The 14,504-nt window shown below is 29.9% G+C and carries 12 protein-coding genes; 6 read left to right on the forward strand and 6 right to left on the reverse strand.

The features are described from left to right. Nucleotides 1-25: 25 nt before the first annotated feature. Nucleotides 26-853, reverse strand: a complete 828-nt coding sequence (locus ACKU4C_RS12325; RefSeq protein ID WP_321312429.1) for an AraC family transcriptional regulator — start codon at nt 851-853, stop codon at nt 26-28. Nucleotides 854-1,002: 149 nt separating this feature from the next. Between ACKU4C_RS12325 and ACKU4C_RS12330 the strand changes: the two genes are divergently transcribed. After that, a complete protein-coding gene (locus ACKU4C_RS12330) occupies nt 1,003-2,223 on the forward strand; it encodes an APC family permease (RefSeq protein WP_321312432.1) in 1,221 nt (406 codons plus the stop codon). Between the two features lie 7 nt (nt 2,224-2,230). Here the strand turns inward: ACKU4C_RS12330 and ACKU4C_RS12335 are convergent, their stop codons facing one another. The 3 genes from ACKU4C_RS12335 to ACKU4C_RS12345 all read right to left on the reverse strand — a co-directional run bounded on the left by ACKU4C_RS12335 (nt 2,231) and on the right by ACKU4C_RS12345 (nt 4,650). Continuing rightward, nucleotides 2,231-3,148, reverse strand: a complete 918-nt coding sequence (locus ACKU4C_RS12335) for a bile acid:sodium symporter family protein (RefSeq protein WP_321312433.1) — start codon at nt 3,146-3,148, stop codon at nt 2,231-2,233. 68 nt (nt 3,149-3,216) lie between these two features. After that, complete coding sequence (locus tag ACKU4C_RS12340; protein ID WP_321312435.1) at nt 3,217-3,603, reverse strand: EF-hand domain-containing protein; 387 nt, start codon at nt 3,601-3,603, stop codon at nt 3,217-3,219. Nucleotides 3,604-3,672: 69 nt separating this feature from the next. Continuing rightward, nucleotides 3,673-4,650 (reverse strand): hypothetical protein, encoded by a 978-nt coding sequence (locus ACKU4C_RS12345; protein WP_321312437.1) that lies wholly within the window; start codon nt 4,648-4,650, stop codon nt 3,673-3,675. 174 nt (nt 4,651-4,824) lie between these two features. On the opposite strand from ACKU4C_RS12345, the gene prpB reads away from it, so the two are divergent. From prpB to ACKU4C_RS12370, 5 genes are all read left to right on the forward strand, one after another. Next, nucleotides 4,825-5,709: a methylisocitrate lyase gene (gene prpB, locus ACKU4C_RS12350; protein ID WP_321312439.1), complete on the forward strand. Its 885-nt coding sequence runs from the start codon at nt 4,825-4,827 to the stop codon at nt 5,707-5,709. Nucleotides 5,710-5,782: 73 nt separating this feature from the next. Beyond that, nucleotides 5,783-6,889: a citrate/2-methylcitrate synthase gene (locus ACKU4C_RS12355; RefSeq protein ID WP_320035074.1), complete on the forward strand. Its 1,107-nt coding sequence runs from the start codon at nt 5,783-5,785 to the stop codon at nt 6,887-6,889. Nucleotides 6,890-7,038: 149 nt separating this feature from the next. Then, a complete protein-coding gene (gene acnD / locus ACKU4C_RS12360) occupies nt 7,039-9,633 on the forward strand; it encodes a Fe/S-dependent 2-methylisocitrate dehydratase AcnD (RefSeq protein ID WP_321312442.1) in 2,595 nt (864 codons plus the stop codon). A 214-nt stretch (nt 9,634-9,847) separates the two neighbouring features. Then, a complete protein-coding gene (gene prpF, locus ACKU4C_RS12365; RefSeq protein ID WP_321312444.1) occupies nt 9,848-11,023 on the forward strand; it encodes a 2-methylaconitate cis-trans isomerase PrpF in 1,176 nt (391 codons plus the stop codon). 131 nt (nt 11,024-11,154) lie between these two features. Beyond that, nucleotides 11,155-12,321 (forward strand): NnrS family protein, encoded by a 1,167-nt coding sequence (locus tag ACKU4C_RS12370; protein ID WP_321312446.1) that lies wholly within the window; start codon nt 11,155-11,157, stop codon nt 12,319-12,321. Nucleotides 12,322-12,330: 9 nt separating this feature from the next. On the opposite strand, the gene ACKU4C_RS12375 is transcribed toward ACKU4C_RS12370, so the two are convergent. Continuing rightward, nucleotides 12,331-13,761, reverse strand: a complete 1,431-nt coding sequence (locus ACKU4C_RS12375) for a GGDEF domain-containing protein (RefSeq protein ID WP_321312448.1) — start codon at nt 13,759-13,761, stop codon at nt 12,331-12,333. 77 nt (nt 13,762-13,838) lie between these two features. Further along, complete coding sequence (locus ACKU4C_RS12380) at nt 13,839-14,381, reverse strand: hydrolase (RefSeq protein WP_321312450.1); 543 nt, start codon at nt 14,379-14,381, stop codon at nt 13,839-13,841. Between the last annotated feature and the right edge of the window lie 123 nt (nt 14,382-14,504).

Raw genomic sequence — 14,504 nt, forward strand, 5'->3', positions numbered from 1 at the left:
TTAAAAGTTAAACTTTTTTAATTTGCTACACCAAAGGAATATAAATCTCTGTTCTTAAATCCTCTGGCTTACAAGTAATTGGATTTTTATTCAAATACTTTTCAACTATAGGCAAATCTCTCAACTGGGCTCCACTTTCTACAATCCAATCAGATACTCCATCATAAGTATTGATTAGTTCTGTATAAGAACCTTTGTGTAAAAACATGGCATATTTTCCACCATCGATTATTTTACTTTGAATCTCACCCTCTGGTTTAATATTTTTATCCACCCATGAAACACAAGCATCATATCTAAGTTTATCTGTCTGCGTAATACGAGGATTATCATGCCCTATTCCAAACATCATTACATCCTCTTTGATAAAGTACTCTTTCCCTACATAGTTTATAAGAGTCTCCCATGCTTCTATACTACATTTTTGATACTCACCTGTTCTTCTTACATACAAAATATCCATATCCTCAAGCTCTACTATTTTTGGCTCTAACATCTTATTTCCTCTTTTTAATTTTGCATTTTTTGCAAACTCTTTAGGAGTTATTCCAAAATGCTTTTTAAAAGCTTTTGAAAAAGAAGCATTTGTTTCATATCCACTATTCATGGCTATTTGAGTAATTTTTTGATTTGTTTTAAACTGTAAAGTTGTGCTTTGAAGCCTTACTCTTCTAATATATTCACCCATACTCTCACCAACAATTGATTTAAAGATACGGTGAAAATGATACTTAGAAAAGCTGGCAATTTTTGATAATTCATCAAGGCTTAGCTCATTATTATAATTTTGTTCAATGTACAAAATCACTCTACATATACTTTGTATATAATCATCTTTTGTGGTCTTACCCATCTGCTCTCTTTCAAACTCTTTATCTGGAAATTGTAATGTTATTTGAAAATTAAAACTACTCCTAGATTGCTATTTTTAATTGAAAGTATAACTAAAAATATATGTTTAATAAACTATGGTATACTATAGATATACCTTAAGGGGTTCACATGTTGCAAAAAAAGTTTGATCTTAAAAGAGATGTTTCTTTAACGCTTTTAGTTTTTTATGGACTTGGAAATATATTAGGTGCTGGTATTTATGTACTCATTGGAAAGATTGCTGGTATTTCAGGTATTTATATTCCATTTTCTTTTATAATTGCTTGTATTGTTGTACTTTTTACAGCCTTGAGTTATGCTGAACTTTCATCTCGTTTTCCGTATAGTGCGGGGGAAGCTCTATATGCAAAAGAAGCTTTTGATTCTAAAACTTTATCTATAGCTGTTGGATTGATTATTTCACTAAGTGGAATACTCTCTAGTGCAACTATTTTAAATGGATTTAATGGTTATATTTCACATTTTATAAATCTACCACCTTATATCACTTCAACTCTTGTTATGACTGTTCTTTGTATTATTTGTATATTAGGTATTGGTCACTCAGTTAAAGTTGCTTCAATCCTAACTATTGTTGAGATATTTGGACTTTTGTATATTATCTTTGTAGGTGTAGATAAACTTCCTTTTGAGACAATAGAATTTTCTAAACTAATTCCACCTTTCGAAATCTCAATTTGGTATAGCATATCTTTAGGAGCTTTTTTAGCTTTTTATGCTTTTATAGGTTTTGAAGATATGGTAAATATCGCTGAAGAGGTCAAAACACCTACAAAAACTATGCCAAAAGCTATAATAATTACTTTATTTGTTGCTACATCTATTTATATTTTAGTTGCTTTAGTATCAATTTTAGCAATAGAACCCAGTACTTTAGCAAATAGTACTTCTCCCCTTGCAGATGTTTATGCAAAACTAACACAAAAAGATCCCATATTATTAAGTTTTATTGGAATGTTTGCAGTTATAAATGGAGCTTTGATACAAACTATTATGGTATCTAGGATATTTTATGGAATGAGTATGAATAAATGGATTCCTAGTATATTTTCTAAAGTCAATGAAAAAACAAGAACACCAATTTTTTCTACAATATTTGCTTCTGTTAGCATACTTGTTTTCACACTTTGGCTACCTATTTTAACATTGGCAAATCTAACAAGCTTTTTAATCTTTGTAATATTTACTTTGATGAATATTGCACTTATTAAAATCAAAATACAAAGAAAAACACCAGAAAATATTATCTCATATCCTATCTATGTTCCCATTATAGGAATAGTGATTAATATCTCTATGTTAGTTATTCAATTTATCTCTTTAATATAGATTGAAATTAACTTTTATTTTCCTCTTGCTTTGACCAAATACCTGCAAGAATTGCCCCTGAAATATTATGCCAAATACTAAATATGGCTCCTGGAAGCGCGCTCAAAGCAGAAAAATATTTCATAGCTAAGACAACAGCTAAACCAGAGTTTTGCATACCAACTTCTATTGCCACTGTTTTACACTCTTTTTTATCAAAACCTAATAGTTTGGTTATATAAAAACCACCTAATAAACCTATAATATTATGTAGTGCAATAGCTAACATCAAAGATAGTGCAAGACTTGAGACTTTTTCTTGATTTATCCCTATTATAATACCTATTATAAAAACTATAGAGATTATAGATAATAAGGCAAAGAAATCATGTTTTTCTTTAATATATTTATCAAAAATTTGATTTATAATTAAACCTATAAGAACAGGCATAAATACTAGTTTAAATATGCTAAATAACATATCTAATGCAGGGACAGGAACCGTTTGACCAACATATAAAAGTGTAATATATGGAGTAACTAATATAGATAATAAAGTTGAAACTACAGTCATAGTTATAGATAAAGCCACATCAGCTTTAGCTAAATAGGCTATTACATTTGATGCTGTCCCACCTGAAACTGCTCCAACTAAAACCATTCCTACTAATAATTCATCAGACAAATTAAAAAACTTCGAAATAACAAAAGCAACTAAAGGCATAATTGAAAATTGTAATAAAACTGTTAAAGTTATAATTTTTGGTTTTTTTAACACCCTTTTAAAATCTGATATTTTTAAAGTCACACCCATACAAAACATTATCAATATCAAAAGTGGGATAATCCAACTTTTAAAGCCAATTACCAATTCGGGATTTAAATATGTAAAGATTGAAAATAGTATTGCCCAAAGGGGAAATAAAGATGAAATTTTATTAATCATGATTCTCCAAATTAAAAATATTAAATTTGATATTATAGAAGGAAGCTACGAGGATATTACCTCATAGCCTATTGTTGTTGCATCATGCCTTTGCCACCAAAACCTTTAGATTTATTACCTTTGTTTTGTTTTCTATTTTGCATCATAGCATTTTGACCTTTAATTAGTTCAAGTTCAGTTAACTTTCCATCACCATTTGTATCAAAAAGTTCAAAGTCAGGAGAATTCCCTACATTTCTCATAGGCATTCCTTGGTCAACTTTTTGTTGAATACGTTTTGCTCTTAAATTATAAAATTCTTCTTGGGAAACAAATCCATCTGAATTTACATCATATGTAGCAAAAGGTATAGGACCTCTTTGTGGTAAATCTTGCGCTATACTTAAACTTGAAAAAATCAATAACGAACATAAAATCGTGCTGAAAAGTGCACTAACTTTAATTAAAGTTTTCATTATAGACTCCTTCTTTTGGTTATACAATTATACTCTTAACAATATTAAAACAAATAATTAAATATTTTTTTAATTTCTTTTCTGACCTTGCTTTGGTTGACTTACTTGTTTTTGTAAATCAATACTTAGATTGTTATAAAAAAGTTCCCCATAATCTGTTGTTCTGTTTATAGTTTCATAAGCTTGTGCAATTGAATTATTATATTTCAAAGCATCTTGTAAAATTTTCAATATCTTTACTGATTCCAAAAAGTTTACATGACTTGGCGCTTCAATTGGAGAAGAATAATATTTATGCATTCTCTCAACTAAACTTTTATTTCTAATCTCAATAAAAACCGATTCAATTGGTGATTTAAAAAACAATACTTTTTGTTTTACATTTATAGATATATATGTGGTTTCTGTTCCATATATCTTTCTTGAATAAGAATCAAATAAAAATAGTTTTTTATTATAGTTATTGTTAAAAAGTTCATACATAAGTTCTAAAACTCTTAATTTTTCCTCTTTTGTATAAAAGTTACCAATCGAAGCAAAACAGAAACTTAATATAGATTTTATTGAGTACCATTCTGTTGTATCATAATCATATCTCAACATCTGATCGATTCTTTTTTGTTTTAATTCTTCAATTTCCGAATTTGTTTTAGTTTTATAAACCCTTTGAACAGCACTATCTCTATACATAGGTCCAGGGAATTGTGCTTGGATAACAAATCTTCTATTTTTTTCTAAATCTATAATATATTTTAGTCGACCTGTATAATCTTCATCAATAATCCTTACCTCTTTTTGTGGTATTTGAGTAATTGATTTAATAAACTCTTCACCCGTACAACCATCATCCCAAATAAAATCAGGATATCTAAAAACTTGGCAAATTTTATTTTTTACATCATTGTTTGGTTCTATGTCAGAAATATTATCAATCCACGATGTAACAGTTCTTCTATCTTTTTGTATTAGAGATGCAAATTTGGATATACTTAAGTTAGATCTTTTAAAGATTTCTATAAATTTTTCTATTCCATTTTTAAACGTCATTTTAATAAACCTTATTTGATTTTTATAATTGTACCATTAATATACATAAGAACAGATTTTGTACAAAACATACAGAAAGTAAAAAAAGTTGCTTTTTCTAAAGCAGAAACTATACATCACACTTTATTCAAACTCATGTATAATAAAAAACGAAATAATTACAGAAGGATTTATATGAGCGCAGGAAAAAAATTTAGAGAAGCACTTGCAGAAGAAAAACCTTTACAAATTGTAGGTACTATTAATGCTTACCAAGCATTACAAGCTACAAAAGTAGGACACAAAGCAATTTACCTTTCAGGTGGAGGTATCGCAAACGCATCATATGGTTTACCAGATTTAGGTATGACAATGATTGAAGATGTATGTATTGATATTAGAAGAATTACTTCTATTTGTGATACTCCATTAATCGTAGATGCTGATACAGGTTGGGGACATGCATTTAATGTTGCAAGAACTGTTAAAGAGTTCATTAGATCTGGAGCTGCTGGATTACATATTGAAGACCAAGTTGCTGCAAAAAGATGTGGACACAGACCAAACAAAGAATTAGTTTCAACTGAAGAGATGTGTGACAGAATTAGAGCTGCAGTTGATGCAAAAATGGAATTAGATCCTGATTTTTATATCATTGCAAGAACAGATGCACATGCATCAGAAGGACAAGAAGCAGCAGTTTCTAGAGCATTAGCATATGTTGAGGCTGGAGCAGATGCAATTTTCGCTGAAGCAATTCATACATTAAAAGAGTATAAAGAATTTACAGAAAAAATGTCAGTACCTGTATTAGCAAATATTACAGAATTTGGAGCAACTCCAATGTTCACAACTGAAGAGTTGGCAGAAGTTGGTATTGATATGGTTCTTTACCCATTATCAGCATTTAGAGCAATGAACAAAGCTGCATTAAATGTATACCAAGAATTAAAAGACAAAGGTACACAAGAAGGTGTTCTTGATACTATGCAAACAAGAATGGAACTATACGATATGTTAGGGTACCATGATTATGAGCAAAAAATGGATGAACTATTTTCTAAGGGAAAAGCAAAATAGTTTAACCAACACAAACTATAATTTATAAAAGAAAAAAAGTAAAAACTAGGGAAAATTTACAAAAGGAGAAAATATGAGTGGATTAGCAGGTGTTATAGCTGGAGAATCAGCAATTTGTACATGTGGTTTAGGAAACGGTCTTAACTATAGAGGTTATGATATTGCAGACTTAGCATTAAAATGTGATTTTGAAGAGGTTGCATACCTTTTATTAGAGGGAGAACTACCAAACAAAGCTCAATTAGAAGAGTTTACAGCAAAAATTGTTGCAGGTAGAGATTTACCTCAAAATGTAAAAGATGTTTTAAAAGCATTACCAGCTTCATCTCATCCAATGGATGTAATGAAGACTGCAACATCAGCATTAGGTTGTGTTGAACCTGAGCAAACAGATTTTTCTGACCAAATGGACAAAATATTAAGACTTCTTGGAGCATTTCCATCATTTTTAGTATATTGGCATCACTGGCATGTAAATGGTAAAGAGATTGAATTAAAATCTGATGAACCAACAATTGCTGGATATATTTTAGAAAGACTAAAAGAGAAAAAACCACTTGATGTTGAAGTAAGAGCAATGGATGCTATGTTAACTTTATATGCTGAGCATGAGTTTAATGCATCAACATTTGCAAACAGAATCACAGCTTCTACATTGTCAGATATTTATTCTTGTATGACTACTGGTATTGGTACATTAAAAGGTCCATTACATGGTGGAGCAAATGAAGTTGCAATTAAATTTGTACTTGGATTTAGTGATGTTGATGATGCACTAAAATCTGTAGATGAATTATTTGCAAAAAAAGAAAAAATCATGGGATTTGGACATAGAGTTTATAGAAATGTTGACCCAAGATCTCCAATTGGACACCAATTAGCAGCAGAACTTAAAGAGCTTCCAACAAGTGATCCAAAACTTTATGATATTGCAGCAGCAGTAAGAGATAAAGTAAAAGCAGATAAAGGTTTACCTGATAATATCGATTTCTTCGGTGGTCTTATCTATCACTATATGCAAATTGAAAGATTATATTATACTCCATTATTCATCATGTCAAGAGCTGCTGGATGGGCTGCTCACGCATTTGAACAAAGAGCAAATAATAGAATTATCAGACCAGGTTCTGAATATACTGGTGTTGAGCCAAGAGATTTCGTTCCTATGGAAGAGAGATAAGAGTTTAACTCTTTCTCTTTCACATACTTAAAAACAATACACTTTTCAATTGCCTCAAAAGTGGGGTAGCTGAAAAAGGTGTTAGTGCTAAAAGCTTCAGAGCCATAGCAAAAAATAAATCAAATAATTCGATAATATGGGATACAATAATGACAAACGAAAAATATCTTAAAGACCTTGATGGTATAGATGGTGTTAAGTATTATGATGTTAAATCAGCGGTAGAAGATATTACTCCTGGTTCATTCGAAAAACTTAACTATACTTCAAGAGTTTTAGCAGAGAACTTAATTAGAAAATGTCCAAGTGAGGACTTAAAAGATTCACTTATTCAATTAATTGAAAAAAGAACAGATAAAGATTTCCCTTGGTACCCAAGTAGAGTTATCTGTCATGATATCTTAGGTCTAACTGCATTTGTTGACCTAGCTGGTCTTAGAGAAGCAGTAGCTTCAAAAGGTGGGAACCCTGATAAAGTTAATCCAGTTGTTCCAACTCAATTAATCGTTGACCACTCATTAGCAGTTGAATGTGGTGGATATGATCCAGATGCATTCCAAAAAAATAGAGATATTGAAGATAGAAGAAATGCAGATAGATTCCACTTTATTAACTGGACAAAAGAAGCATTTAACAACGTAGATGTTATCCCTCCAGGTAATGGTATTATGCACCAAATTAACCTAGAGAAAATGTCTCCAGTAGTACATTTAAATGATGGAATTGCTAGTCCTGATACACTAGTTGGTACAGATTCTCATACTCCACATGTTGATGCACTTGGTGTTATTGCTGTTGGTGTTGGTGGATTAGAAGCTGAAAATGTAATGCTTGGAAATCCATCTTATATGAGAGTTCCTGAAATCGTTGGTGTAGAGATAGTGGGAGATAGAGCTCCTGGAATCACTGCAACGGATATTGCACTATCAATTACATCTTTCCTAAGAGAAAACAATGTTATCTCTGCATACTTAGAGTTCTTTGGATCAGGTATCAAATACCTTAACTTAGGTGATAGAGCTACTATTGCAAATATGACTCCTGAATATGGAGCAAGTGCTGGTATGTTTGCCATTGATGAACAAACAATCAAATACTTAAAAGTAACAGGTAGAGAGCAAAAGCAAGTTGAACTTGTAGAAGCTTACGCTAAAGCAAATGGTTTATGGGCAGATCAATTTGACAAAGCTACATATGCTAGAACTTTAAAATTTGATTTATCATCTGTTACAAGATCTTTAGCAGGTCCTTCTAAACCACATAAATTAGTTCCAACTTCAACACTTAGAGAAGAAGGTATTGTAAAAGAGTGGACTCAAGAGGGAGACTTTATTCCAGATGGTGGTATTTTAATTGCTGCTATTACTTCATGTACAAACACTTCAAACCCAAGAAACGTAATCGCGGCTGGTTTACTTGCTAAAAAAGCAAATGAATTAGGATTGCAAAGAAAACCATGGGTTAAATCATCTTTAGCACCTGGGTCTAAAGTGATAGAAGTTTACTTAAAAGAATCAGGATTATTACCAGAAATGGAAAAACTAGGATTTGGTGTAGTTGGTTTTGCTTGTACTACTTGTAATGGTATGTCTGGAGCACTTGATCCAAAAATCCAACAAGAGGTTATTGATAGAGATATCTACTCAACAGCTGTTCTTTCAGGAAATAGAAACTTTGATGGTAGAATCCATCCATATGTAAAAGAGGCATTCTTAGCATCTCCAGCACTTGTTGTTGCATATGCCCTAGCAGGAACTGTTAGATTTGATATTGAAAATGACTCTTTAGGAAAAGATAAAGATGGAAATGATATCAAATTAGCTGATTTATGGCCATCGGATGAAGAAATTGATGAGATTGAGAAAAACTACATCAAACCAGAGATGTATAATGCTATCTATGAGCCAATGTTCAATAGAGATGGATTAACAGCAGTTAAAGCTGAGCCATTTTATAAATGGAATCCAAACTCTACATATATTCAAAAACCACCGTATTGGGAAGATGAATATATGCAAATGCCAGCACTAAAAGGTTTAAGACCACTTGGTGTATTCCCAGATAATATCACAACAGATCACTTATCTCCGTCAAATGCAATTTTACCTGAGTCTGCTTCTGGTGAATATTGTATCTCAAAAGGTCTTCCAATAGAAGATTTAAACTCTTATGCAACACATAGAGGGGATCACAATACAGCTTCAAGGGCAACTTTAGCAAATCCAAAACTATTTAACGAAATGGTTAAAGATGAAAATGGAGATGTTAAACAAGGTTCTTTAACTAAAATTATGCCAGAAGGTAAAGAATCAAGAATGTGGGAAGCTATTGAAGAGTATAACAATAGAAAGCAACCACTTATTATCATTGCTGGTACTAACTATGGTCAAGGGTCATCAAGAGACTGGGCTGCAAAAGGTGTTAGACTTGCTGGTGTTGAAGTACTTATTGCTGAATCTATTGAAAGAATCCATAGAACTAACCTTGTTGGTATGGGTGTATTACCATTACAATTCAAAGAGGGTGATACTAGATTTACTTACAATATCAATGGTACTGAAACTTTTGATATAGAAGGTGAAATCACTCCAAGATGTGATTTAACTGTAGTAATGACTAGAGAAAATGGTGAAGTTGTTAAATTCCCAGTTTTATGTAGACTTGATACTTCTGCTGAAGTTGAAGTTTATAAAAACGGTGGTATTTTACAAAAATTCGCTAAAGATGTTGTGGCTGAAGGTTAATAATATCTTTAATTTTAGGGCTTTAAGCCCTAGAATGTTTTTTAAAGAAGTTAAATAAACTTTTTTAATAACCATTCAGACTTGAGAGACATAAGGCTAACTCGTTAGCCTCTTTAGAATTTTGCTTCTTTTAGATAGGATTTATTCCCATCGATAAAAAGAAGACAAACACTAAAGGTCCCTTCAAAAATGGAACATTTTTTAAGGAATAAATATGGGTTATAAACCACAATTTAAAGTAAAAGCTACATATATGAGAGGTGGTACTTCTAAAGGAACATTTTTTAATATAGCTGATTTACCTGAAGAAGCAAAACAAGATCCAAAAAAAAGAGATAGATTACTTCAAAGAATCGTAGGATCTCCAGATTTATATAAAAAACAAATCGATGGTATGGGTGGAGCTACTTCATCTACTTCAAAAGCTATCCTAGTTGGGAAATCTGAGGTTGAAGGTCACGATGTAGATTACTATTTCTGCCAAGTTGCAATTGATAAAGACTTTGTTGATATGAGTGGAAACTGTGGAAACCTATCTTCAGCAGTTGGTCCTTTTGCAATCAAAGAAGGTTTAGTTGATAATGTTCCTGAAAATGGGGTTTGTTGTGTAAGAATTTGGCAAGCAAATATTAAAAAAACTATTCTATGTTATGTAACTATGGAAGATGGAATGGTTAAAGAGATGGGTGATTATGAAATTGATGGTGTTGCCTTTCCTGCTGAAGAGATTGTATTAGAATTTGTTGAGCCAGTTGATCCATCAGAAGAGTTATTTCCAACTGGTAATTTAGTAGATGACTTAGAAGTTGAAGGTGTTGGTACTTTTAAAGCTACTATGATTACTGCTGGTATTCCAACTGTATTTGTAAATGCAGATGAGATTGGATACAAAGGTACTGAACTTCAAGGTGATATAAATTCTGATACAGCTGCATTAGAAAGATTTGAAAAAATAAGAATTGCAGGAGCTCTTAAAATGGGTGTTATGAAGGATGCTTCCGATGCAATAACACAACAACATACTCCAAAAATCGCATTTGTATCTCCTGCTCAAGATTTTACTACATCATCTGGTAAAGAGGTAAAAGCGTCAGAGATGGATTTACATGTAAGAGCATTATCTATGCAACAATTACATCATGCTATGATGGGTACAGCTTCAGTTGCTATTGGAGTTGCAGCTTGTATTCCTGGAACTTTAGTAAATATTGCTGCTGGTGGTGGTGAAAAAGATTCTGTTACTTTTGGTCATCCAAGTGGAGCTATTAAAGTTGGAGCAACTTTATCTAAAAATGGTGATAAATATATTGTTGAAAAAGCTAGCATGAGTAGAAGTGCAAGAATTATTATGGATGGAAATGTACATGTTCCAGCTGGAACTATGGACTAAATTAAAATATAACTATTATAACTATTATTAGAAAAAAGGGGAAGAGAAAAACTCTTCCCCTTTTTTATTGACTTAAATCAATGATAATAGTTATCAAGTATGTCATACTTCTAAAAAAATCAGGATGACATATGCAGTTTTCAACATCTATTCAAGACAACACTTCAAAACAAACATGGTGGGAAAGATTCACTTCTCAACCACATCAACTTTTTTTTACTTCAGCTATATTTTTTGCAATATTTATTATGGTATTAACTCTATTCTCACTTTTAGGAAAAATAAATTTAGATTTTGCACTTATTCATGGTTTTGGACTAAACTATGGATTGTTTACAAATGCATTTTTGGGCTTTTTAATAACAGTAATGCCAAAATACAACTCATCTATAGTCATAAAAAGAGATAAATATTTACAAGCATGGATTATATATCAAGTAGGTATATTCTGTAGTTTATTTTTAAGTATAGTAATTGGTAAAATTTTAGTTTCTCTAGTAATGTTTTATTTTGTGAAACTTTTTCACAATAGCATAAAAGAGGGGAAAGCCCTTGTTAAAACAGATAGTAAATATATAAACCTTATACTATTTATTGGGGCATCTTTGTTGTTTATTGAAGCTATTACTTTCTACAATTTATCAACTTTAATATTTTTTACTTATCTTTTATCAATGGTATTTATTATCGCTCTTAGAATGATTCCAGCATTTTATTTTGCATATACAAAAATCACTCCTTGGCAAAGACCTGAATATATTAGACCTATCTCTTTTATATTATTAAGTATAACTGGAATATCAATGCAATTTCAATTTGATTTTATTCTTAAAATCATATCATTTACCTCTCTTTTATTCTTTGGTTTTGTAATATATAAATTAAATCTTTTAAAAAAAACACCACCTTTAATCAGTGTATTAGTTGTGAGTTTAATTTGGTTTGAGATTGCTTATATCTCTTTATTTATTGAATCTATTGTTACAGCCTACAGTTTCAAACTTTCATTTCATATATTTGCAATTGGGTTTGTTACAACCTTGCTAATTGGATTTGGAAGTAGAGTTGTTATGGGACATGCTGTACCACCACAAGCAATGGTTGCGGATAAGATTACTATATCGTTGTTTTTTTTAACACAGATAGTTTTAATCTCAAGAGTTATAGTTTCTATAAGTTTTATTGCCCATTTAGATATTTTTACTATCTTTTTACACTTAAGTTCAACACTTTGGATAGTTATGTTTATTATTTGGACTATCAGATATGGAAAAACATTAATTAGAATAAAAAGTTAGAGATGATAGTTATAAACTATCATCTTCACATATAACCCTATTTTTCCCACTATTTTTAGCTTTATACATATTTTTATCTGCTCTTTTATAAATACTCTCTTCTACATCATCTTTTTTTACTTCAGTTAAACCAACACTAATTGTAACTTTTAAAGAGTCTAAAATTTTTATCTCTTCTGAAATAGAATCTTTTATTTTACAAGCTACAGTTTTACTCTCTTCCAAGCTAGTATCGGACAATAAAATAACAAATTCTTCACCACCAATTCTAAAAAAATAATCGTTTATTCTAATCTTTTCACTTACTATATTAGATAACTTAATTAATACTTCATCACCAATTATATGACCATAAATATCATTTATCTTTTTAAAATCATCAATATCAAACATCAAATATGTAAAAGTATTTTCATATCTATTATATAAAGATAATAACTCTTTAATTTTTTCATTATAAAATTTTCTATTGTATACTTTTGTTAAAGGATCTATATTTGATTGTTCTTTCAATTTTCTATGGATATTTTTTAATCTTTTATTTTGAATCATAAGTGCATTAGTTTTTTTTCTAATCTCTTCTTCTAACATATCTTTAGTTACTAACCATCTTTTTTTACTTAATATATAAAATATAACTACTAAAATTGTAAAACTAATACCTATAAAACTAAGTATTAAAAAAATTGTTTCATTTTTTGTCAACTCTATATAATTGTGTTTATCAAACCATTTTTCAGTCAGATTATCTAATTCACCAGTTAATTTTAATTCGGTTAAAGCATCATTAAATATAGGCAAAAGGTGAAAATTTTGTTTTGAAATTCCTATTGCTCTTTTTATCTCTTTTAATGACTTATTTAAAGATACAATATTTTCATTTAAATCTAATTTTCTTTCTATCAAGGGTTTTGGATAACAAAAAGCATCTATTTGACCATTATTCAAAGCAGTAATTAAATCATTATAATTATGATAAAAATATCTATTATATAAATTTTTATCAATCAATTGCCCACAAATATTATCAACAACTAAACCAATACTTTTCCCTTTTATATCTTTTAAATCAGAAATATTTTTAGAAGATTTGTTTTTATAGATATTTACTAAAAAACTATCTGTAGGCTGAGTAAATAGAAATAAATCTTTTCTATTTGAACTTATTCCTATACTTGGTAATATATCTACTTTTTCATCTTTGAAGAAACTCATTATTTCTTTTAAATCATCAATAATTATATATTTATATTTTATTTTAGCTTTTTTTGCCACTTTCTCAAATAGTTCAATTGCAAACCCATCAGGCTTACCATTCTTGTTTATAAAATAATAAGGTTTCCAATCTTTTCTTATTACTACTTTGTAAACTTTCTCGTTATAAGATAAGAGAAAGCTAGGAAAAAGTAAAAGAAAAGTAACTAATAATATTTTTTTCATAAAATATTATACAATATTTATGATATATTTAAAAATTTAATAATTTATTTATAGATTTAATTAGTAAAATAGAATCTCTATTTTACTAATTTAGATATCTCTTTAAATACTGGATGCTTTGCATTTTCAGTTAGTTCAAAAAGTAGTGATTCGTAAGTAGTTGGGATTACTCCTGCTTGAATAAGTCTTTGAATAGCAATATCTTTATCTTTTGCTTTTCTTGAATTTACACAATCAGTAACAAGAACTGGTTGTAAACCTTCAGATAATAAATCAAGTGCTGTTTGTAATACACAAACATGAGTTTCAATTCCTGCTAAAATAACGATATTTTTACCTGTAGCTTTTATTGCAGCTAAGCTATCATTATTTCCACAACAAGAGAATGTTGTTTTTTCAAAATGTGGATAATCATCTGTTAGTTCTTTTAAACTTGGGATTGTCTCCCCTATACCTTTTTTATACTGTTCATTTACTATAATTGGTATTTCATGAAGTTTTAAACCCTTTACCAAAATAAGAAGATTTTTTTCTAATTCTTCATTATCAGCTATATGAGGGAAAAGTCTTTCTTGTACATCAACTTGAACAAAAACACAATCTTTTGCATTAATTCTCATCATTACTCCTTAAAATATTGTTAATTTGACTTAATATAATACTTAAAGTTCGTAACATAAGTCTAGCATTTGAATAAAAATAAAAAAGATTATAAAAATTTGTGTAGATACAGTAAGGTTAAA

The organism is Halarcobacter sp. (genome assembly GCF_963676935.1).
GTDB lineage: Bacteria > Campylobacterota > Campylobacteria > Campylobacterales > Arcobacteraceae > Halarcobacter.